The following is a 20,789-nucleotide window of genomic DNA, read 5'->3' as shown; positions in this document are numbered from 1 at the left end:
ACGCCCGACACGCGGCGACCGCCTGGCAGGCGAACAGACGGTTACCGCACACTGGAGACGTGACCGCCGAATTACTGGTGCTGCTGATCGTCATCGCGACGGCACTCACATTCGATTTCACCAACGGCTTCCACGACACCGCCAACGCAATGGCCACCTCCATCGCCACCGGGGCGCTGCGGCCACGCATCGCGGTGGCCCTCTCGGCGGCGCTGAACCTCATCGGCGCCTTCCTCTCGGTCGCGGTGGCCGCGACCGTCGCCAAGGGCATCGTCCAGCTCGACGCGGTGGGCGGGCAGGACCTGCTCGTGATCGTCTTCGCCGGGTTGGTCGGCGCGATTCTCTGGAACGTCTTCACCTGGTTGCTCGGCCTGCCGTCGAGCTCGTCGCACGCGCTGTTCGGCGGTCTCATCGGCGCCACCGTCGCCGCGCTCGGCTGGGGCGGGGTGATCTGGGCGTCGGGCTCCGAGGGCGTGCTGACCAAGATCGTGCTGCCCGCGGTGCTGGCGCCGGTGGTGGCCGCGCTGGTCTCGACCATCGGCACCTGGGGCGTGTACCGGGTCACCGCGTCCTCGGATCAGGCCAAGGTGCGCTCGGGCTTCCGCTGGGGGCAGGTGGGCTCGGCGTCGCTGGTCTCGCTGGCGCACGGCACCAACGACGCGCAGAAGACGATGGGCGTGATCTTCCTGGCGCTGGTCGCGCACGGCACGCTCACCAAGGACGACGAGATGCCGCTGTGGGTGATGGCCGCCTGCGCGTTCGCCATCGCCGCCGGCACCTACCTGGGCGGCTGGCGGATCATCCGCACCCTGGGCAAGGGCCTGGTGGAGATCGACTCGCCGCAGGGCCTGGCCGCGGAGTCCTCCTCGGCCGCGATCATCCTGACCTCCGCGCATTTCGGGCTGCCGCTCTCGACGACGCAGACCGCCACCGGCTCGATCCTGGGCAGCGGCATCGGCAAGGGCGCCGAGGTGCGCTGGGCGGTGATGGGCCGCATGGCGGTGGCCTGGCTGCTGACGCTGCCGATGGCCGGCCTGGCGGGCGCGATCTGCTGGGCCGTCGCCCACCTGATCGGCGGGTTCGCGGGCGTGCTCGTGGTGTTCGCCGTGCTGGTGGTGCTGTGCACGCTGATGTGGGTGCGCTCGCGGCGCGACAAGGTCGACACCACCAACGTCAACGAGTGGCCGGGCACCGGCGCGCACCCGACCCCCCGATCCCCCTCGCTGTAGAAGGAGTCCGCAGTGCACACCCTCGCCACGAACCTGTCCGCGCTGTGGCAGGTCGTCGTCGCCGCGCTGGTGCTCGGCGCGGGCCTGCCGATCGTCTTCGCGCTCGGCGTGCGTTGGTGGTCGGCGGCGGCTACCGTCGATGCCGAGGGCGGGATCACCCGGCGCAACCACGTCGCCGCCGCGGGCGCGTACCTCTGCTTCGCGCTGATCGTCGCGGCGATCGTCACCGGAATCCTTTACACCGCCAAGGCCTTCCTGGCCGCGCGGTTCGGCATCCACCTGTTCGGAGAGTGAGGGGCGCACCGTGACCGAGTCGGCATCCGACACCACCAGGCCGAAGGTTCTCGGCCGTATTCTCGGCTGGCTGCGGGCGGGCTATCCGCAGGGCGTGCCGCAGTCGGACTACGTCGCGCTGTTCGCGGTGCTGCACCGGCACCTCACCGACTACGAGGTGGTCACGGTCGCCGAGGAACTGGTGCGCGACAACCCGGAGTCGACCATCACCCACGACGACATCGTGGCGGCCATCGCCCGCTTCGCCAAGGAGCAGCCCGACCCGCACGACGTGGCCCGGGTGGCCGCGCACCTGGCGGCGGGTGGGTGGCCGCTGGCCCAGCCCCCGGCCGACGACCCGGACTGAGGAAGCGGTGCGTCGTGCCCCCGTTCCTCCAGGCCATCATCGACTGGTTGCGGGCCGGCTACCCGGAGGGCGTGCCGGAATCGGACTACATCCCGCTGCTCGCGGTGCTGCGGCGCCGACTCTCCGACGACGAGGTGGCCGAGATCGCGTCCGCGGTCTACGGTTCCGGCGACCGCACCGACATCCAGGTGCTCATCACCAAGGTCACCAACGAGATGCCCTCGGAACAGGATGTCGCCCGCGTGCAGGAGCGGCTGGCGGGCCGGGAGTGGCCGGAATCGGAGCGGCCCTAGCGCGGGTCGAGTTCTTCGATGCGCACGGTGGGCGCGAGTTCGGTGCGCAGCCCGCGGTCGATCTCGCCCGCCACCGGGATGACCACCGCCGCGGCGGCCGTCGCGACCGCGTCGGTGAGGATCGCGGGCCAGTCCGGTTCGCCGCCGCCGGCCAGCGCCGCGATCACCGCGGCCGCCGCGGAATCACCCGCCCCCGTGGGGTTGCCCGCCAGCGGCTGCGGTAGCCCGCCCCACCAGGCGCCCTCCGGGGTGACCGCCACCATGCCGCGCGCACCCCGGGTGGCGACCACCGCCCGCACGCCCGCGTCCACCAGCGGCCGGGCCGCGCGCACCACCTCCCGCGCGGTCTGCGGCTCGTCGCCGGTGAGAAAGGTCAGCTCGGCGGCATTGGGCATGAGAACCACGCCGGGCACCTTCGCGACCAGCCGCAGCGCCTCGTCCTCCACATCGCAGATCGTGGGCACCCCCGCGGCGACGGCGCTGTCGGCGATCTGCGCGGGCAGTCCGGCGTCGATCCCCCCGGGCAGCGACCCGGAGATCACCAGCCCGCCGAGATCGGGCAGCAGGCCCGCCACCCGGACCGCCAGCTGCTCGCAGGCGTGCGGGTTCGACACCCGCGCACCGGGCTCGGCCAGCGCGGTCGCGGTGCCGTCGTCGGATTCGCTGATCACCACCGTGCGCCGGACCCAGGGCAGCGCGTGCACGAAATCGACCGGCAGCTCCAGTTCGGCCGCGGCCGCGAAGGCGTGATCGGCGAATCCCGTCGCGCGCGCGTAACGGCCGAGCTGGTTGAGCACCCGCGTCACGTTGATGCCCTTGCCGCCGATACGCTGCTCGACCGAACGCACCCGGTGGGCCCGCCCGCGCTCGAACCGCTCGACCCGGTAGGTCGTGTCGTACGCGGGATTCATTGTCACAGTGAGGATCACGGTAACCACTGTCCACGTCTGGGCACCCCGCGCAACTGTCGCCCGTCATAGCCCGCCGGGGTGCGGATCGGCTACTGGTCGGGAGAACTACAGTCCCACAGTGGCTTTCCCCTCGAAAGCGCCGACCGGGCGGATCATTCCGGTGTCCTCGCGGCCCGGCGTCCCCGCGCGCCCGGACCGGACCGCCAGCAGTTCGGCCGCGATCGCGACGGCCGTCTCGGCGGCGGTGCGGGCGCCGACGTCCAGACCGGCGGGGGAATGCAGCCGCGCGAGCGTCGTCTCGTCGAACCCGCCCGCGCGCAGGTCCTCGAGCCGTCGCAGGTGCGCCGAATACGAGCCCGCCGCACCGAGGTAGCCCAGTTCGGGCAGCCGCAGGGCCACGGTGAGCAGCGGGATCTCGAACTTGGGATCGGGCAGCAGTACCACGATCGCGGTGCTCGCGTCGATCTCGTCGGCCGCGGCGAGGGTGTTGAGGTAGCGGTGCGGCCAGTCGACCACCACCTCCGCGCCCGGGTAGGCCTCCGGCCTGGCGAACTCCTCGCGGGAATCGCAGACGGTGACGCGGTAGCCGAGCATCCTGGCCTGGGTGGCCAGCGCCGCCGCATAGGAGTTGGCGCCGAAGATGATCAGGCGCGGCGCGGGTGCGAACGAGGCGACGAAGATGTCGGATTCGGGCAGGGCGACCAATTCGGTGTTGTGCCGCTTGTCGGTGATGAGGTGCTGGCCGATCAGGTCGGTGTCGGGGTTCCAGACCACGGTGAACACGGTGACCCGCCGGTTGGCGGCGATCTCGGCGGCGACGGTGGGGAATTCGGGAAAGTCGTGCTGGGAGAAGGGTTCGGCGAAGACGTCGATGCTGCCGCCCGCCTCCAACCCGGGCTCGCCGGGCGGCACGGACAGCCGGTGCATGGCTCGGTGGCCGGTGCGCGCCGCGCTCGCGGCGGCCTCGCGGATGCTGTTGTCGAGCGTGCCGCCCAGCCCCGCGCCGAAGACGGCGCCGTCGGCGTCGACCAGCATGGCCGTGCCGACCGGCAGCCGCTCACCGCCCGCCGCCCGCACCACGGTGGCCAGACCACCCGTGCGGCCCGAATACCACACCCGCAAGAGGTCGTCGACGATGTCGCGCATGCAGTTCTCAACTCCACTCAGTGTGCGGTGGCCGGGAAATCGTGATCGACTCCAGTCGCCAGATCGTCGCACGTGACGCACACCATATCGCTCCTGGACGCGGTATAGGTCCCGGCACCTCGATCTGCTGTGGCCATCGCGAGCGCCCCGGCCCAGTGCTTGTGCTCCATCACAACCGGATGCCCCGGCGTGCCCGCGAAAACGGCTCTGGCCAGCCCGCTCGGTGCGTGGAGCGCGGCCTCGACAACCCGGGCGACGACGGCGGCGCCGACATCGGGGGTGTCCACCGGCATGATCACCGCGTAGTCACCGCCCGCCGCGGCGCGCAACCCCGCCCGCAGTGAGGCCGACAGCCCGCGGGCCCAGTCGGGCGCCCAGACCGGGGTCGCCTCCGGAGGCAGGTCCAGCGCGTGCGGGTGCGGGCCGGTGGCGCCGAGCACGACGACCACCCGCTCGCAGCCGCCGCCGTGCAGGGCGGCGATGGCCGAACGCAGCCAGGCGCCGCCCTCGGCGAGCGCCTTGGGACGGCCGTAGCGGGTTCCCGCGCCCGCGGCGAGCACGATGCCGACGCGGGATACTGCCATGCCGGTCACCGTAATCACGGATCGTTGCTTGTGGGTTACACGCGGGCGGCGGAACGGCGTAGGCCCGACACGCCGGCGCGCCCATCCGTCCCTGCGCTGGCGCCGGGCGGTCGCGTCACCGATGCTGGACCGATGACGCACCCCGCACCGGCGGGTATCGCCGCCTTCGACGCGCTGCCGGCGGCCGCGGCCACCGCGGCGCTGCTCGAGGTCTGCGCGTCGCCGGAATGGGCGCGCCGGGTGGTCGCCGGTCGCCCCTACGGCACCGCCGAGCGGCTGTACGCCGCGGCCGAGCGGGTGCTCGCCGACCTGTCCGAGCGCGAGATCGACCGGGCCCTGGCCGGGCATCCCCGCATCGGCGAACAGCCGGGCGGCGCGGCCTCGTCGCGCGAGCAGGCGGGCGTGGCGGGCGCCGACGCCGCGACGCGCGCGGCACTGGCCGCCGGGAACCGGGCCTACGAGCGCCGCTTCGGCCGGATCTACCTGGTGAGCGCCGCGGGCCGGTCGGCCGACGAGCTGCTCGCGATCCTCGAGGCCCGCCTGCGCAACGACCCGGAAGTCGAAAAACGCGTCGTCCGAGAGGAATTGGCGAAGATCAATCGGTTCCGGCTGGCCCGCCTGCCTGCCGTCACGGGAGAGGACCCGGTATGAGCACACCCGGTACGAGCACACTCAGTACCCACGTGCTGGACGCCGTGCGCGGCGTCCCTGCCGCCGGGGTCGCCGTCACGCTGTACGCCGGAGCCGAACCGGTCGCCTCGGGCGCGACCGACGCCGACGGGCGCATCGGCGGGCTCGCCGAGGTGTCGCCGGGGACCTACCGCCTGGTGTTCGACACCGGCGCGTATTTCGCCGCGCAGGGCACACCGACCTTCTACCCGGAGGTCGCGATCACCTTCGCGGTGACCGAGGAACGTCACCACCACGTGCCGTTGCTGCTGTCGCCCTTCGCTTTTTCCACCTACCGAGGGAGTTGAGCGCCCGTGCCGCTGACCGGACCGATCGTGCTGTCGGACAACCGCTACGGCAAGTCCGAGAACCGCATCGTGCGCATCCACCGGGACGGGCCGCGGCACGAGATCCGCGACGTCACCGTCTCCACCCGGCTGCGCGGTGATTTCGCCGACGCCTACGTCACCGGCGACCAGTCGGCGGTGCTGCCCACCGACAGCCAGAAGCAGACCGCCTACGCCTACGCCAAGACCCAGGGCCTGCACCACATCGAGGACTACGGGCTCGCCTTGGCCGGGCATTTCGTCCGCGACATCGCCCCGGTCCACGCGGCCAGGGTGGAGATCGACGAATTCGCCTGGGAGCGCGCGCGGGTCGGGCCGGGCGAGCACGACCACACCTGGGTGCGGCGGGGCCCGGAGGTGCGCACGGCGGCGGTGACGGTCACGGGCACCGGGTCCTGGGTGGTCGGCGGCGTGCGGGATCTGGTGCTGCTCAAATCGACCGGATCGGAGTTCGCGGGCTTCCTGCGCGACGAATTCACCGTGCTCGCGCCGACCGACGACCGGATGCTGGCCACCGCCCTGACCGCGCGGTGGCGCTTCGCCGACACCGCGGCCGTGGACTGGGCGGCCATGTATACGGGCGTGCGCGCCCGATTGATCGAAGTGTTCGCCACCCACCATTCCAAGGCGTTGCAACAGACGCTGTTCGAGATGGGCTCGGCGGTGCTGGCCGACTTCCCGGTGCTGGCCGAGATCCGGCTGGTCGCGCCCAACAGACACCACTTCGACTACGACCTGTCGCCGTTCGGGATCGCCAACCACGGCGAGGTGTACTACGCCGCCGACCGGCCCTACGGGCTCATCGAGGCCGCGCTGCGCCGCGCCGACGCGCCGGACGCCGGGCAGGCATGGGAGCTGTGAACGCGCCGACGCTGGTGCTGGACCGCTGCGCGGTCGTCACCGTCGACGCCGCGGGTACGGAGTACCGCGAGGGCCACGTCGTGGTGCACGGCAACCGGATCGGCGCGGTCGCGGCGGGCCCGGCGCCCGCCCTGGACGTCCCCCGTATCGACGGGCGGGGCTGCCTGCTCACCCCGGGCCTGGTCAACACCCATCATCACCTGTACCAGTGGATCACCCGCGGGATCGCCGCCGATGCCACCCTGTTCGAGTGGCTGCGCACGCTCTACCCGATCTGGGCGGGCATCGACGAGGACACCGTGCGGGTCGCGGCCACCGGCGCGCTCGCGGCGCTGGCCCGCACCGGCTGCACCACCACCGCCGACCACCACTATCTGTTCCCCCGCACCGGCGGTGACCTGCTCGGCGCCGAGATCGCCGCGGCCGCCGCGGTCGGCGTGCGATTCCACGCGTGCCGCGGATCGATGGATCTCGGCGCGAGCGACGGGGGTCTGCCGCCCGACTCGGTGGTCGAACGGCTCGACCACATTCTCACCGCCGGCGCCGCGGCGATCGATCGCTGGCACGATCCCGGCTTCGACGCCATGGTGCGGATCGCGCTCGCGCCCTGTTCCCCGTTCTCGGTGACGCCGGACCTGCTGCGCGAGTCGGCGGCGCTGGCCAGATCCGCCGGGGTCCGCCTGCACACCCACGTGGCCGAGACCCGCGACGAACTCGACTACTGCCGCACGCGCTTCGGCTGCACGCCCGTGCAGTACCTGGAACAACTGGGCTGGACCGGGCCCGACGTCTGGCTCGCGCACGCGGTGCACCTCGACGACACGGCGGTCGCCACACTGGCTCGCACGCGAACCGGCGTGGCGCACTGCCCGACCTCCAACGGACGGCTGGGTGCGGGCATCGCGCGGGTGCCCGAGCTGGTGGCGGCCGGGGTCGCGGTGGGGCTCGGGGTGGACGGCGCCGCCAGCAACGAGGCCGCCGTGATGCTCGAGGAGCCACGTCACGCCCTGCTGTTCGCCCGCGCCGCGCACGGGCCGCGCGCGATGAGCGTGCGCCGGGCGCTGGAGCTGGCGACGATGGGCGGCGCGCGGGTGCTCGGGCGGGCGGCGGAGATCGGGTCGATCGAGCCGGGCAAGCTGGCGGATCTGGCGCTGTGGCGGCTCGACACCGCCGCGCACGCCGGAATCGAGGACCCGGTCACGGCACTGATCCTGGGCGCGCCGCCGCCGCTGGCGGCGATGGTCGTCGATGGCCGGGTGATCGTGCGGGACGGGCGGGTGCGCACGGTCGACGAGGCGGTGGTGGGGCGCGAGGTCGCGGCGGCGCAGGCGGCGCTGCTGCGCGCGGCCCGGTAGCCGTCGGATTGCTCCGCGCGGGTGTTCGCGCGTGCTCGGCCGCGATCACCTGCGGATTTCGGTTCGGTCGTGTCGGGCGTGGACCGGTCGCCCGCGGGGCATACTGCGGAAGCGGCTGGTAGGGGTTACGCCCGCGAAACGCGGACGTGGCCGCGGCGCAACGCCGCGGCAATCGCACACCCCTACCGTGAGCCCTCCGAGGACGGGTCGGGCGACGGGAGCGAGGTGAGCGGTGGACCTGGACACGATCCGCGAGGTGGTCGTGGCACGCGACCGCCGCGACCTGGCCGAGGTGGGTGGCGGCACGGCGGTGCTGGCCGGCGGCACGTTCCTGTTCTCCGAGCCGCAGGAGCATCTGCACCGGCTCGTCGACATCACCGCGCTGGACTGGCCACCGCTCACCCTGCACGAGGCCGGCCTGGAGATCGCCGCGACCTGCACCCTGGCCGAGTTCGCGGGCGCGCGGCCGGGCCGCGAACTGGGGCGGTCGCCGCGATTCCCCGGTCTGCCCGCGACGACGTGCTTCGCGGCGGCCTGCCGGGCGCTGGTGGCCTCGCACAAGATCTGGCGAACGGCGACCGTCGGCGGGAACGTGTGCCTGGCCCTGCCCGCGGGTGCGGTGCTGGCCGTGCTGGTGGCGTTGGACGCGGTCGCGGTGGTGTGGCCGCGCGCGGGTGGGGAGCGGCGGATTCCGTTGCGCGAGTTCGTGACCGGGCCGGGCCGGACCGTGCTCGCCGAGGGGGAGGTGTTGCGGGCGCTCGTCGTACCGCGGCGGACCCTGTCGGCACGCACCGTGCTGCGCAGGATCGCGCTCGCCCCGCTCGGTCGCTCCGGCGCACTGGTGATCGGCCGGCTCGACGCCGCGGGCGTCGTCCTGACCATCAGCGCGGCCACCGTGCGGCCCGTCGTCCTCGGCTTCGACGGCGTGCCCGCGCCCGACGCCGTCGCCGCGGCCGTCGCGGGTCTGGATCCGCGGTTGTGGTTCGACGATCCGCACGGCGCCCCGGACTGGCGCGCGCATGTCACCGGGCTGCTCGCCCGCCAGGTGGTCGCGGAGCTGAACGGCGGTGCGGCGCCGTGAGATTCGAGGTCGACGGCCGCTCCGTCGAAGCCCGGCCCCGGCCCGGCCAGTGCCTGCGCACCCTGCTGCGCGAACACGGGGCCCGCGCCGTCAAGAAGGGCTGCGACGCCGGCGACTGCGGCGCCTGCTCGGTCCTGCTCGACGGCCTCGCGGTGCACTCCTGCCTCGTCCCGGCCCATCGCGCCGCCGACGCGCGCGTCGTCACCGCCGCCGGCCTCGGCACTCCCGCCGATCCGCACCCGATCCAGCGCCGCTTCCTCGCCGAATCCGCCTTCCAGTGCGGCTTCTGCACACCCGGCATGGTCGTCACCGCCGCCGGGCTGACCGGGGCGGCCACCCCGCCCGAGGCCGATCTCCCCGAACTGTTCAAGGGCAACCTCTGCCGCTGCACCGGCTACCGGCCGATCCTCGCGGCGGTCTCCCCGGCGCCCGCGGGTGCCGCCGAGCGTCCCGCTCCGGTCGGCGCACCGGCCGGGCCGCGGGTCGTCGCCGGACTGGAACCGTTCACCCTGGATTTCGAGCCGGGGGACGACGAGCGCACCCCACCGGCCGCGCCGCTGCACCTCGCCGTGCTGCCCAGCCCGCACCCGCACGCGCGGATCGTCGCCATCGACACCGCCGCCGCCGAGGCGCTACCGGGCGTGCACGCCGTGCTCACCTACGCCGACGCCCCCGCGCGCGCCTTCTCCACGGCCCGCCACGAACTGCGCACCGACGACCCCGACGACACCTACGTCCTCGACCGCACGGTGCGATTCGCCGGGCAGCGGGTGGCCGCCGTCGTCGCCGACACCCTCGACATCGCGCGCGCCGGCTGCCGGCTGCTGCGGGTGACCTACGCGGAGTTGCCCGCGGTGTTCGATCCCGCACTGGCACTGGCGGAGGGTGCGCCCGCGCTGCACGGTGACAAACCAGCCGAGGCGCGCATCGCCGATCCCGCCCGGAACCTGGTCGCCGAGATCCACGGCGAGGTCGGTTCGGTCGCGGCCGGGCTGGCCGACGCCGCCCACGTGGTGCGGGGTGTGTGGCACAGTCCACGGGTGCAGCACGTGCACCTGGAAACCCACGGTGGCGTCGGCTGGCTCGACCGGGCCGGGCGACTGGTGATCCGCTGTTCGACCCAGGTGCCGTTCCTGGTGCGCGACGAACTCTGCGAGGTGTTCGGGCTCGCCCGCGACCGGGTGCGGGTGTTCGCGGCCCGCGTGGGCGGGGGTTTCGGCGCCAAGCAGGAGATGCTGGTCGAGGACTTGATCGCGCTGGCCGTGCTGCGCACCGGGCGGCCGGTGCAGTACGAGTACACCCGCACCGACGAGTTCACCGCCGCGACCAGCCGCCATCCGGCGCGGGTCGAGGTCACCGCGGCCGCCGACGCGGCGGGCATCCTCACCGCCTTGGCCGTGGATGTGCTGCTGGACGCGGGCGCCTACGGCAACCACAGTCCGGGTGTGCTCTTCCACGGCGTCGGGGAGTCGGTGCAGCTCTATCGGTGCCCGAACAAGCGGGTGGACGGCCGCGCCGCCTACACCAACAACGTCCCCTCCGGCGCCTTCCGCGGTTACGGCCTCGGCCAGCTGGTCTTCGGCATCGAATCCGCGCTCGACGAGCTGGCCCGTGCGCTGGGCATCGACCCGTTCGAGTTCCGCGCCCGCAACGCCGTGCGGCCCGGCGATCCGTTCGTCGGCGCCGAGGCCGAGCCCGGCGATCTGCGCTTCGGCAGCTACGGCCTGGACCAGTGCCTGGACCTGGCGCGCGCGGCGCTGCGGCGCGGCAACGGGGTGGCCGCACCGGGCCCGCGGTGGCGGGTCGGGGAGGGCATGGCCGCGGCGATGATCGCGACCATCCCGCCGCGCGGCCACCACGCCGAGACGGTGGCCGTCCTGCGCGCCGACGGCCGCTACGAAATACGGGTCGGCACCGCCGAATTCGGCAACGGCACGACCACCGCGCACCTGACCCTGGCCGCCACCGCGCTCGGCGTGGCCGCCGACCGCATCGACATCCGCCAGTCCGACACCGACCTCGTCGGCCACGACACCGGCGCGTTCGGCTCCACCGGCATCGTCGTCGCGGGCAAGGCCACCCACCTCGCCGCCACCGCGTTGCGCGAACGGATCCGCACCCGCGCCGCCGAACTGACCGGCCTGCCCGCCGACGCCTGCGTGCCCGGGCCGGACGGCGTGCGCTGCGGCGACCGGCTGGTCACGGCCGCCGAGCTGTGCGCGGCGGGGGAGTTGCGTGCCCGCGGCACCCACGCGGGCAGTCCGCGCTCGGTCAGCTTCAACGTGCAGGCCTTCCGCGTCGCCGTGGATCCCGACACCGGCCGGGTCCGGATCCTGCACTCGGTGCAGTCCGCCGACGCCGGCACCGTGTTGCACCCGGCGCAGTGCCGCGGCCAGGTGGAAGGCGGTGCGGCGCAGGCGATCGGCACCGCGCTGTACGAGGACATGCGCGCCGAGCGCGGCGTGGTCACCACCCGCACCCTGCGCCACTATCACATTCCGCAGGCCGCCGACCTGCCCGTCACCGAGGTCGCCTTCGCCGACACCGCCGACGAACTCGGCCCGCTCGGCGCCAAATCGATGAGCGAATCCCCGTACAACCCGGTCGCGCCCGCACTGGCCAACGCGATCCGCGACGCCGTGGGCGTGCGGATGTACCGGCTGCCGATGACGGCGGACCGGATCTGGCGTGCCCTGCAGGAAGGAGAGTCGCGATGACCGCGACGCGGTTGCCGGAGAACGTGCGAGCCAGGATCGAGGCGATGCTCGACGCCGTCGACACCGAGCTGCGCACCCGATATCCCGGTTCCGACGGGCGAGCCCAGCCGATCCACACGGTCTACGTCCCGGCCGACCGGGCGGCGGCCGACACCCCCGCTCGGTGGGGCGCCGCCGCCGTCGACCTGCTCGACCGGCACCGCGACACCCTCGCCGAGCTCGACCCGATCGACGTGCTGCCCACCGTGCGCGACCGCCTCAGCACCGCACCGGTGCAGGATCTGCGCATCGACTTCGAGGACGGCTACGGCCCGCGGCCCGACGACGAGGAGGACGCGGCCGCGCTCGCCGCGGGCGCGGTGCTCGCCGCCTGGGCCGCCGACCCCGCCGGACCGGCCCGCTTCGGTATCCGGACGAAAGGGCTGGCCGGGCTGGAACGCCGGCGCGCGGTGCGCACCCTCGAACTCGTGCTCGACGGGGCGGGTGGCGTCCCCGCCGGGTTCGTCGTCACGGTGCCGAAGGTGCGCGCGCCCGAACAGGTTTCGGCGCTGGTGGCGCTGTGCGAGGGGCTGGAGCGCGGCGCGGGCCTGCCGGAGGGGGCGTTGCGGTTCGAACTGCAGATCGAGAGCCCGCAGGCCATCATCGGCGCCGACGGCGGCACGCCCGTCGCCCGCATGCTCACCGTCGCCGAAGGTCGCTGCGACGCGCTGCATTTCGGCACCTACGATTACACCGCCGACTGCGGCGTCGCCGCGCACTGCCAGGCGCTGGACCACCCCGCGGCCGACCACGCCAAGGCCGTCATGCAGGCCGCGGCCGCGCAGACGGGCGTGTGGGTGTGTGACGGCTCCACGCTGATCGTGCCGGACGGGGATCCGCCCGCCGCGCTGCGGGAACATCACCGGCTGGTCACGCGGGCGCTGCGGCGCGGGTACTACCAGGGCTGGGACATGCATCCCGGCCACCTGGTGACCCGCTGGGCCGCCACCTACGCCTTCTTCCGCACCGCCGTCGAGGCGGCCGTCCCGCGGTTGCGCTCCTACCTGGCCGGGCGCGCCGGTGCCGGGCACGGCGGCGGTGCCGGGCACGGCGTTGTCGACGAACCGGCCACGGCGCAGGCGCTCGCCTCGACCGTGCTGCGCGCCACCCGGTGCGGCGCCGTCACCGAGGACGAAGTGCGAGCCGACGCACCGGAACTGGACGCGGCGGTGGTGCGCGCGCTGGCCTTGCGCAGACCGCTGCCCGAGCTGGAACAGGAGACGCCGTGAACGAGACGGCCGCCGACCGCGTCGCACCGCGCGGCTTCACCGAACTGCCGGATCTGGCGGTGCGCTCGCTCGGCGGTGCGGTGATCTGGGCCGACGACGAGTTCTTCGCCGAGAAGGAGAACCTGATCGTGCCCGAGGCACCGGAGTTCCGGCCCGCGACCTACGGGCACAGAGGCCAGGTGTACGACGGCTGGGAGACCCGCAGGCACCGTGGCCTGCCCGGCGACGACGCCGCCGTCGTCCGGCTCGGCGTGCCCGGGGTGATCCACGGCGTCGTCGTCGACACCTCCTGGTTCACCGGCAACTATCCGCCCGCGATCTCGCTGTCCGCCCTCGCGATCGACGGCTACCCGCCCGCCGCGGACATCGCCGCCCGCACCGACTGGGTACCCCTGCTCGACCGGGTGCCGGTTCGCGGCGACGCCCGCAACCCGTTCCCGATCCCCAGCCGCGACCGCTGGACCCATGTGCGCCTCACCATGCACCCCGACGGCGGCATCGCCCGGCTGCGCGTCCACGGCGAGGGCAGGCCCGACCCGGCGCTGCTCGGCCTCGGCCCGGTGGACCTGGCCGCCCTGGAGAACGGCGCCCTGGTGCTCGACTGCTCCGACCGCTTCTACGGGTCCCCGCACCAGCTGCTCCATCCCGGCAACGCCCGCCGGATGGGCGACGGCTGGGAGACCGCGCGCCGCCGCGACGACGGCAACGACTGGGTGCGCATCCGGCTCGCCGGTCCCGGCCTGATCCGGCTGGCCGAACTCGACACCTCCTACTTCCTCGGCAACAGTCCCGCCGCCGCGCGGCTGACCGGGCGCACCACCGACGGCACCGAGGTGGAGCTGCTGCCGCGCACGCCGCTGCAACCCGACACCAGGCACCGCTTCCCGATCGCCGCGGTCGCCGCCTCCGTCGAGGAGGTCCGACTCGACATCTATCCCGACGGCGGCCTGGCCCGGGTCCGGCTGTTCGGGGAGCTGGGCGGATGACCCGCGATTTCGTCGGCTACGGAGCACACCCGCCGCACCCGCACTGGCCCGGTGCCGCGCGGATCGCCGTCCAGTTCGTGCTCAACTACGAGGAAGGCGCCGAGCGCAACATCCTCGACGGCGACCCGCACTCCGAGACGTTCCTGACCGAGCTGACCCCCTGCGAACCCTTCCCGAACCGGCACATGAGCGTCGAATCGCTCTACGAGTACGGCTCGCGCGCGGGCCTGTGGCGGGTCTTGCGGGTGTTCGAGCGGCGCGGGCTGCCGCTGACGATCTTCGCCGTCGCCCGCGCGATGCAACGCAACCCCGACGCCGTGGCCGCCTGCGTCGAGCTCGGCCACGAGATCGCCTGCCACGGCCTGCGCTGGATCTCCTATCAACTCGTCGACCGGGAGGCCGAACGCGCGGACATGGCCGAGGCGGTCGGCATCCTCACCGAACTCACCGGCGCGCCACCGCTGGGCTGGTACACCGGCCGCGACTCACCCCACACCCGCGAACTGGTCGTCGAACACGGCGGCTTCGTCTACGACGCGGACTCCTACGCCGACGACCTGCCCTACTGGGTGCGCGTGCACGACCGCGACCACCTCGTCGTGCCCTACACCCTCGACACCAACGACATGCGCTTCGCCTCCCCCGCCGGATTCCCCAGCGGCGACCAGTTCTTCACCCACCTCCGCGACGCCTTCGACGTCCTCTACCGGGAGGGCGCACAGGGCGCGCCGAAAATGCTCTCCGTCGGACTGCACTGCCGGCTCGTCGGCCGCCCCGCCCGCACAGCCGCCCTCGAGCGATTCCTCGACCACGTGCAGTCCCACGACCGGGTGTGGGTCACCCGCCGCATCGACATCGCCGAACACTGGCGGCGGGTGCATCCGGCCCCGGGTTAGGGCGGTGTGGACAAGGCCGGTGACAAGGACGACCGATTGCTCGACGAGGCCGCACGCAGGCTCGAGGATGTCGACGAGTAACCGTAAGCAGGCTCCGTCGGGACCGAACCCTGGTGGATGTCGACCCGCGCGAACGGCGTCGACAGGTCGCGTCTGCCGGCCTGTCTGGGCGGCCCGTCGAAGCACCGGATTCAGCCGTAGCCGTGGTTGGGCCGGCCGTCGCGCAGATAGACGGCCTTGCCGGTTCGATCCGCGTCGAGAGCGGCCTCGACTCTCGTCCACAGCGCGGTGCCGAGCCGCTGCCGAGCCTGACTTTCCGAGCAGAACTCGAACGCCGTGAGTTCTTCGTCCTCGATACGGAGGCCGGCGATCTGCGAATCCGTCAGGCGGAGGCCCCCGAAAATGAACTTCAGCCAGTCGTCCCATCTACTGTGTGGCGACACCCAGTCGACGCACAGTAAGTCCAGGTCGTCCGGGGACAGTTCGAGGCCGAGCTCCTCATGTAGTTCACGTAGCGCTCCGGCGTCCGGCGGTTCGTTGGCCTCGACATTGCCGCCGGGCAGATCCCACCCGGGCTTGTAGTTCGGATCGACGAGCAGAATTCGCCCCTGCTGGTCGAACAGCAGTACATCAGCGCTGACCAGCTTCCGAGGCAGTATCGCGTTGCCCTCGGCGATATGCGCCGCATAGGCCTCGGGGTCACGTTCGTACAGGGGCTTCTCCACGGCACTCATGACACCATCTTCTTGCGCAACTCCACTCGGTGATCCGATCGGAATCTCGCCCGCGTCGCCGTCGATGGTGCTACGCGCCGGAAAACTGGTCCGGTTGGCTGGTCACCATAGCCAGTATCCAGGTACGGGAGCGGATGGTCTCGCGCAGGTGCTCGAGAAAGGCCGTCACCGGCGGACTGTTGCGGTACGGCTGGAGGCTGTCGACCAGGTCTCCGAGATGCCGGACGACGACATGGGATGCCAGGTCGGAGGTTGCCGCGATGACGCCGTCGGCGATCGTGCAGGCAGGCTCCGGGTGCCCTTGGTCGGCGAGTATTGCCGCCAGCATGAGTTGAGAGAGCGCGCGGGAGCGCGCCCGATCGGGTGACCGGAGGTCGATCGCCCGCTGCGCGTATTCGGCGGCACGGGCACGATCACCGAGTAGCCTGGCGCATCGCGCAGCTTCGGCAGCGAGACTGCCGTGATCGAATCGGCTGACCCACGGCGACAGTGGGTACGCGGTAGGAGCGTCGAGCGCGTCCGCCGCCCGTTGCAGGGTGGCACGGGTTTGGCGGGCTTCGCCCAGGGCCGCGAACCCGCGGGCCTGCATCGCGGACAACCGGGCTTTGAGTTCGGGATGCGCCGGTGCTTTCGCCAGGGCGGATTCCGCCTCGTAGGCATGTTGGATCGCGCGCTTGGGATTCCCCCGATGCAGCTCGAGATGGCTGAGGCTGGTGCGAATATGCACCGGCAGCTGCCGATCGGGGCCGAGCTTGGCGAACTCGCGGGCACGCGTGAATTGGTGATGAGCCAGTTCATCGTGTCCTGCGTCGTGCGCCATCCACCCGGACATCTCGATCAGTCCGGCGGCGACGACGAACAACGCGGGATCGGCATGGCCGAAGAGCAAGCGCGGCCCGAGATCGGTCGTGAGGTAACGGATCAGTTCGCGGTAGAGATGGCCGCCGCCCATCCTGAGATCTGCGGACCGCAAAGACTCGATGACGGCCATATCACGTTGCGCCGCCGGAAGACGAGCATCCAAGCGCAGCAGCCGAAACCCGCTGGCGGTCGGAGAATCCGTGGCAGCCTGCCGTGGCACAGACATCGAGTGGGTGCGGCCGGGCATCTGGAACCACAGCAGGTGATGCGGAATACCGAGCAGCTCGGCCCAGTAGGCAAGACTGTCCATCTGCCGCATCGGTGGACCGTTTTCGATTCGGCTGATTCGCACCTGGCTGGTCCCGGCCCAGCGTGCGATATCTGCTTGGCGTACTGCGGACCCATGGTCGGGATGGCGGCGGTAAGCCGCGATGACCTTGCCCATATGCCGCTCGGCAAGTGCCTGTTCGAGCGGTGGATGGTCCCAGAAGCCTGGTGAGAGCGTCGGCGGTTCCGCGATACGGTCGCGGGCCTCGGTTGTGCAGGGGCCACATAGCACCGTGGAATTGTCGGCGGCCAGCGGTCGACTGCACGAGCGGCAATACGGTCGTCCGCTGCCCGATGCCGTTCCCAAATTTCCCCCTGAGTCCGATCAACGTGTGTATGCGCGCTGCCGATCCGCTGAATCAAGACGAGCCTACCGATCTGAACTGGGGAGATAACCCGAACCGCAACCTGCATAACCATTTGGTCATACGGCGGCCGCGTCTGGGCGGTGAAGGTGAGAGCCATTCGAGCGCAAAGGAGTACGAATGGACCTCAACCAGGCAAGGCCTGCTGTTGACCTGCTGCACACCGAACACGGCCAGGCCGCAAACGAATCAATCGCCGAGCCGAGTCAGGAACGACCGAAACTTCCCACCAGACAGGCACGCAACCCGTCGATGGCCGCCACCATCCGGCTCTGGCACACTCGCGATCGCGACCTCCTCGAACGCGTCGCCGCCGGCCTCCGCCACCTCAACTGCCCGGTCGCCTGCGATTGCACCGATCCCGTCCGCGGGCGCGCGCACGCCATCCACCTGATGGCCGACCACGCCGGGCACGACTGTCCCCGGTTCCGGCTCGCCGCGCAGTACATCGAGGACCGCCAGTGACCGGACCCGGCAGTCCGACACGGGCGATCGCCCTACTGCACGGCACCCACGACCCGGCCACCTTGGAGGCGCTCACGCGGAAACACCGGCTCCACCTCGTCTACACCGTCCACGCCGACGTCACCGCCGTCCTGGCCGCGCTGATCGCCGTCCAGCACGTACTCGATCGCGCCGCCGACGCGGTCGTGATTCCCCATCTCGACGACCTCGAAGCCGGCACTCCGTGGTGGGTTGTCACTCGAGTCGCCGACCTGATCACCGCAACACAGCGCTATCCGCGGCGATGGGGAATCACCGCACCGACACCGCCTGAACAGTGATCACGCTCGGATACGCCCTCGCGGTCGGCCTGCCACTGACCGTGCTCATCCTGGCGGTGGTGCTGCCCGAACGCCGAGACAAGCGATGAAACCATCCTTGTTTCGAGAGGTTGGAACTCGAGCTACGCGAACAGGTTCCGTACGAACGGCAGGCTGTCGGGCAGTGAGGCGTTCACCGCGCCGTTGTGGTCCTCGTCGTAGACGTGCAGCGTCACCGGCTCGCCGCGCGATTGCAGGGTGGCGGCGAACCGTAGCGTCTGGGGGGTGATGACGTCCGTGTCGCGCAAGCCCTGGCCGAGGAACAGGGGTCGGTCGTAGCCGGATTCGGGCAGGCCGAGGTAGCGGGCGAGCACGCCGTGCAGATCCGGGATTTCGGCCAGCGGCCGGGCGAACAGGTCGCCGAGCACCACATCGTGCGCGGCGAGTTCCGTGCCGAACGCCTCCACGCACGAGGTGCGCGCCCGCGCCACCCAGTCGCGTCCGGCCTCGGTGAGGTAGGAGCCGATGTTCAGTTCGGGGTGCGTGGTCTCCAGCCCGGCCAGGATGTACAGCACGTAGGCGGAGGTGTGCGGGCCCAGCTCGATCGGTGGCATTCCCGGCCCGAGCGGTATCAGGATGTCCTCGATGTAGGCGGGCACACCGGTGCCCACCGCGCCCCGATAGTCGAGTTCGGGCCCGCCCAGCTCGGTGGCGTACCGCGCGGTGACCACCGCCGCGCCGCCGCCCTGGGACTGGCCGACCACGGCCCACCGGCGCGCCAGGTTCGGGTACTGCGCGGTCGCCGCCCGCACCGCGTCGACGATGTTGTGCGCCTCGACCATTCCGTTGAGGTACGGATGTTCTCCGGCCGTTCCCAGCCCGGCGTAGTCGGCGGCCACCACGGCGTAGCCCTGGTCCAGCCAGGTGCCCAGGTAGGCCCAGTCCCGTTCGCGTGCCGACGGACCAGCGACGCTGTAGGCGCAGTCGTCCCCGAGTCCCACGGTGCCGTGCGCCCACGCGATCACCGGCCAGCCGCCCGCGGGCGCTTCGCCGGGCGGGAAATACACGGCCGCGCTGGCGACGGTCGGCGCATCGCCGACGGTGACGGTGTCGTAGTGGATGCGGGCCGCATCGCCGGCCCCGGGCGGGGTGGCGACCGCCGCGAGCGGCGCCACCGAGACGACGGTGCCCGGCTCGGCGTGCGCGGTGCCGGGAAGGGCGAGCAGCGTGCCCGCGCAACTGACGGCCACGGCGGCCGCGGCGACGAACTTGCGCATGGATGACTCCTGTCCGGTCGACTGCGGACCAGTCTCGCGCACGACGGCCGTGCCGGCGCATCCGGCGCGGCCGTGCGGTCTACCACGGCAGTCGGTCGCACTCCTGTGCCCGGCTCGCCGATTCGACCTGCAGGGTGGCGTGGTCGAGGTGATAGCGATCGGCCAGGAGTTCCTGCGCGGCGGCCAGCACGCGGTCGGTATCGGCGCCCGCCTCGACGGCCAGGTGCGCGGAGGCCACCTCCATCCCGGAGGTCAGCGTCCAGATGTGCAGGTCGTGGACCTGCGCCACGCCGGGGAGATCCGCGAGGTCGGTGCGGACCTGCTCGACGTCCATCCCGGCGGGGGCGTGCTGGAACAGGATTCGCAGCGCGTGCCGACCCAGACTGTAGGCGCGGGGCAGGACGAACAGGCCGATGCCGATACCGATGACCGGGTCGGCGTAGCGCCAGCCGAACACCAGCGTCACCAGACCGCTGACCAGGACGCCGACGGACCCGAGCAGGTCGGCCAGCACCTCCAGGTAGGCGCCGCGCACGTTCAGGCTCTCGCCGGCGCCACGCCGCAACAGCAGCAGCGCGGCCACGTTCATCACCAACCCGACGACGGCGACCACGGCCACCGGCAGCCCCGGCACCTCGGGTGGCTCGGCCAACCGCCCCACCGCCTCGTAGAGCACCCATCCGGCGACACCGAACAGCAGCAGCGAATTGACCAGCGCGGCCAGCACCTCCGCGCGATACATCCCGTAGGAGCGGTGGGCGCGATGCGCGGCACGGCGGGCCACCAGGATCGCCACCAGCGCCATCGCCACCCCGAACACATCGGTGAACACGTGCGCCGAGTCCGACAGCAGCGCCAGTGACGACGTCGACAACCCGACGACGAGCTGCGCCACGAAGGTCACCAGCCCGAGCCCGATCACCAGGCCGAGCCGCCGCACGTACTTCCCGGACGCACTACCCGCCTCGACCACCGCCACCCCGTGATCGTGTCCGTGTCCCACCGTGACCTCCTTCTCCATCGGCACCGACACCATCGGCCGACGCCACTTCGCATTGCCCGGCTGCCGCCCAACTGGAAAGCATACTAACATGCGTATGTATTTATGTATTGGCCCTGGCTGCCCTGTCGGCGGCTTCGTGGCACGGGCCACAGCGCGGGCAGTCGCCCCCTCTTGTGAAACCGATCACAAATGCGGACTGTCGGCGTGTTGGCGCGCCGTCAGTTGGTGACGGAAAACAGTACGGGCGTTACGGTAAAACCCGAGGTCAGCGCTACCCGCCGGTAGGTTACACGCGTGCAATCCGCAGGCTAATTTTGCAAACTTTGCAAGCCGGGGGTGAAAGCTAGCTGGAATTCGCATTTGCAACAGGTAGACGGCTATTTCCTGGTGTGCCATCGTGTGGAAGTACACCCCGAAGGCATAGCAAGCCTGCAAAACGCCGCTCCAGCAGTTCGAGCGTCACGCTCGGCCTCGC

At 71.9% G+C, this 20,789-nt stretch carries 22 protein-coding genes; 15 read left to right on the top strand and 7 right to left on the bottom strand.

The window, feature by feature from the left end; all coding sequences use genetic code 11:
- Positions 1-59 precede the first annotated feature (59 nt).
- The 4 genes from CRM89_RS20095 to CRM89_RS20080 are packed head-to-tail and all read left to right on the top strand — an operon-like array spanning position 60 to position 2,162.
- Positions 60-1,229, top strand: coding sequence for an inorganic phosphate transporter (locus tag CRM89_RS20095; protein ID WP_011211785.1), 1,170 nt, complete (start codon positions 60-62; stop codon positions 1,227-1,229).
- A 12-nt stretch (positions 1,230-1,241) separates the two neighbouring features.
- Positions 1,242-1,523 (top strand): hypothetical protein, encoded by a 282-nt coding sequence (locus CRM89_RS20090; RefSeq protein WP_011211784.1) that lies wholly within the window; start codon positions 1,242-1,244, stop codon positions 1,521-1,523.
- Positions 1,524-1,533: 10 nt separating this feature from the next.
- The gene (locus CRM89_RS20085; RefSeq protein ID WP_011211783.1) at positions 1,534-1,869 is read left to right on the top strand and encodes a DUF3349 domain-containing protein; all 336 of its coding nucleotides are present in this window, start codon (positions 1,534-1,536) and stop codon (positions 1,867-1,869) included.
- A gap of 14 nt (positions 1,870-1,883) precedes the next feature.
- Positions 1,884-2,162: a DUF3349 domain-containing protein gene (locus CRM89_RS20080; RefSeq protein ID WP_011211782.1), complete on the top strand. Its 279-nt coding sequence runs from the start codon at positions 1,884-1,886 to the stop codon at positions 2,160-2,162.
- On the opposite strand, the gene CRM89_RS20075 is transcribed toward CRM89_RS20080, so the two are convergent.
- From CRM89_RS20075 to CRM89_RS20065, 3 genes are all read right to left on the bottom strand, one after another.
- Positions 2,159-3,091 (bottom strand): 1-phosphofructokinase, encoded by a 933-nt coding sequence (locus CRM89_RS20075; protein ID WP_041560458.1) that lies wholly within the window; start codon positions 3,089-3,091, stop codon positions 2,159-2,161. The genes CRM89_RS20080 and CRM89_RS20075 overlap by 4 nt on opposite strands.
- An 87-nt stretch (positions 3,092-3,178) precedes the next feature.
- A complete protein-coding gene (locus tag CRM89_RS20070; RefSeq protein ID WP_060594156.1) occupies positions 3,179-4,219 on the bottom strand; it encodes an XdhC family protein in 1,041 nt (346 codons plus the stop codon).
- A 17-nt stretch (positions 4,220-4,236) separates the two neighbouring features.
- Entirely contained in the window at positions 4,237-4,803 is a 567-nt protein-coding gene (locus tag CRM89_RS20065; RefSeq protein ID WP_011211779.1) for a nucleotidyltransferase family protein, read from the bottom strand.
- 132 nt (positions 4,804-4,935) lie between these two features.
- Between CRM89_RS20065 and uraD the strand changes: the two genes are divergently transcribed.
- The 9 genes from uraD (at position 4,936) to puuE (ending at position 14,983) form a co-directional block, all read left to right on the top strand.
- On the top strand, positions 4,936-5,454 hold the full coding sequence (gene uraD / locus CRM89_RS20060) for a 2-oxo-4-hydroxy-4-carboxy-5-ureidoimidazoline decarboxylase (protein ID WP_098085574.1): 519 nt from the start codon (positions 4,936-4,938) through the stop codon (positions 5,452-5,454).
- Entirely contained in the window at positions 5,451-5,780 is a 330-nt protein-coding gene (uraH, locus tag CRM89_RS20055) for a hydroxyisourate hydrolase (protein WP_011211777.1), read from the top strand. The genes uraD and uraH overlap by 4 nt, the downstream gene beginning before the upstream one ends.
- A 6-nt stretch (positions 5,781-5,786) precedes the next feature.
- Entirely contained in the window at positions 5,787-6,680 is an 894-nt protein-coding gene (pucL, locus tag CRM89_RS20050) for a factor-independent urate hydroxylase (RefSeq protein ID WP_098085571.1), read from the top strand.
- Positions 6,668-8,035, top strand: coding sequence for an 8-oxoguanine deaminase (locus tag CRM89_RS20045; protein WP_098085569.1), 1,368 nt, complete (start codon positions 6,668-6,670; stop codon positions 8,033-8,035). Before pucL ends, CRM89_RS20045 begins: the two co-directional genes overlap by 13 nt.
- Positions 8,036-8,267: 232 nt before the next feature.
- Positions 8,268-9,116 (top strand): xanthine dehydrogenase family protein subunit M, encoded by an 849-nt coding sequence (locus CRM89_RS20040; protein WP_060594159.1) that lies wholly within the window; start codon positions 8,268-8,270, stop codon positions 9,114-9,116.
- On the top strand, positions 9,113-11,833 hold the full coding sequence (locus CRM89_RS20035) for a molybdopterin-dependent oxidoreductase (RefSeq protein ID WP_098085566.1): 2,721 nt from the start codon (positions 9,113-9,115) through the stop codon (positions 11,831-11,833). Before CRM89_RS20040 ends, CRM89_RS20035 begins: the two co-directional genes overlap by 4 nt.
- Positions 11,830-13,101, top strand: coding sequence for an aldolase/citrate lyase family protein (locus CRM89_RS20030; RefSeq protein ID WP_098085563.1), 1,272 nt, complete (start codon positions 11,830-11,832; stop codon positions 13,099-13,101). The genes CRM89_RS20035 and CRM89_RS20030 overlap by 4 nt, the downstream gene beginning before the upstream one ends.
- Positions 13,098-14,087 (top strand): allantoicase, encoded by a 990-nt coding sequence (gene alc, locus CRM89_RS20025; RefSeq protein ID WP_060594162.1) that lies wholly within the window; start codon positions 13,098-13,100, stop codon positions 14,085-14,087. The genes CRM89_RS20030 and alc overlap by 4 nt, the downstream gene beginning before the upstream one ends.
- Complete coding sequence (puuE, locus tag CRM89_RS20020) at positions 14,084-14,983, top strand: allantoinase PuuE (RefSeq protein ID WP_098085560.1); 900 nt, start codon at positions 14,084-14,086, stop codon at positions 14,981-14,983. The genes alc and puuE overlap by 4 nt, the downstream gene beginning before the upstream one ends.
- A gap of 191 nt (positions 14,984-15,174) precedes the next feature.
- Here puuE and CRM89_RS20015 read toward each other — a convergent pair whose 3' ends face one another.
- Entirely contained in the window at positions 15,175-15,717 is a 543-nt protein-coding gene (locus CRM89_RS20015) for an NUDIX hydrolase (RefSeq protein WP_098085558.1), read from the bottom strand.
- A gap of 70 nt (positions 15,718-15,787) precedes the next feature.
- Complete coding sequence (locus tag CRM89_RS20010; RefSeq protein WP_127516271.1) at positions 15,788-17,023, bottom strand: hypothetical protein; 1,236 nt, start codon at positions 17,021-17,023, stop codon at positions 15,788-15,790.
- Between the two features lie 367 nt (positions 17,024-17,390).
- Here CRM89_RS20010 and CRM89_RS30495 point away from each other — a divergent pair, with 367 nt between their 5' ends.
- Together CRM89_RS30495 and CRM89_RS20000 are read left to right on the top strand one after the other, a co-directional pair.
- Complete coding sequence (locus CRM89_RS30495; RefSeq protein WP_127516269.1) at positions 17,391-17,735, top strand: hypothetical protein; 345 nt, start codon at positions 17,391-17,393, stop codon at positions 17,733-17,735.
- On the top strand, positions 17,732-18,055 hold the full coding sequence (locus CRM89_RS20000; protein ID WP_098085549.1) for a hypothetical protein: 324 nt from the start codon (positions 17,732-17,734) through the stop codon (positions 18,053-18,055). Before CRM89_RS30495 ends, CRM89_RS20000 begins: the two co-directional genes overlap by 4 nt.
- 122 nt (positions 18,056-18,177) lie before the next feature.
- Here CRM89_RS20000 and CRM89_RS19995 read toward each other — a convergent pair whose 3' ends face one another.
- Both CRM89_RS19995 and CRM89_RS19990 read right to left on the bottom strand, forming a co-directional pair.
- On the bottom strand, positions 18,178-19,311 hold the full coding sequence (locus CRM89_RS19995) for a S9 family peptidase (RefSeq protein WP_098085546.1): 1,134 nt from the start codon (positions 19,309-19,311) through the stop codon (positions 18,178-18,180).
- 79 nt (positions 19,312-19,390) lie between these two features.
- Positions 19,391-20,314, bottom strand: coding sequence for a cation diffusion facilitator family transporter (locus tag CRM89_RS19990; protein WP_098087064.1), 924 nt, complete (start codon positions 20,312-20,314; stop codon positions 19,391-19,393).
- Between the last annotated feature and the right edge of the window lie 475 nt (positions 20,315-20,789).

Source organism: Nocardia sp. FDAARGOS_372, from assembly GCF_002554515.1.
Taxonomy (GTDB): domain Bacteria; phylum Actinomycetota; class Actinomycetes; order Mycobacteriales; family Mycobacteriaceae; genus Nocardia; species Nocardia farcinica.
Note: the sequence above shows the minus strand (reverse complement) of the source record. Positions and strands in the feature narration are given on the sequence as shown.

Bases quoted from the DNA above. Each gene is read 5' to 3' on its own strand.
- uraH (WP_011211777.1), top strand. From the start codon at position 5,451: ATGAGCACACCCGGTACGAGCACACTCAGTACCCACGTGCTGGACGCC.
- CRM89_RS19995 (WP_098085546.1), bottom strand. From the start codon at position 19,311: ATGCGCAAGTTCGTCGCCGCGGCCGCCGTGGCCGTCAGTTGCGCGGGC.
- CRM89_RS20045 (WP_098085569.1), top strand. From the start codon at position 6,668: ATGGGAGCTGTGAACGCGCCGACGCTGGTGCTGGACCGCTGCGCGGTC.
- CRM89_RS20030 (WP_098085563.1), top strand. From the start codon at position 11,830: ATGACCGCGACGCGGTTGCCGGAGAACGTGCGAGCCAGGATCGAGGCG.
- puuE (WP_098085560.1), top strand. From the start codon at position 14,084: ATGACCCGCGATTTCGTCGGCTACGGAGCACACCCGCCGCACCCGCAC.
- CRM89_RS20010 (WP_127516271.1), bottom strand. From the start codon at position 17,023: ATGGGCAAGGTCATCGCGGCTTACCGCCGCCATCCCGACCATGGGTCC.
- CRM89_RS20065 (WP_011211779.1), bottom strand. From the start codon at position 4,803: ATGGCAGTATCCCGCGTCGGCATCGTGCTCGCCGCGGGCGCGGGAACC.
- CRM89_RS20015 (WP_098085558.1), bottom strand. From the start codon at position 15,717: ATGAGTGCCGTGGAGAAGCCCCTGTACGAACGTGACCCCGAGGCCTAT.
- uraD (WP_098085574.1), top strand. From the start codon at position 4,936: ATGACGCACCCCGCACCGGCGGGTATCGCCGCCTTCGACGCGCTGCCG.
- CRM89_RS30495 (WP_127516269.1), top strand. From the start codon at position 17,391: ATGGACCTCAACCAGGCAAGGCCTGCTGTTGACCTGCTGCACACCGAA.
- CRM89_RS20070 (WP_060594156.1), bottom strand. From the start codon at position 4,219: ATGCGCGACATCGTCGACGACCTCTTGCGGGTGTGGTATTCGGGCCGC.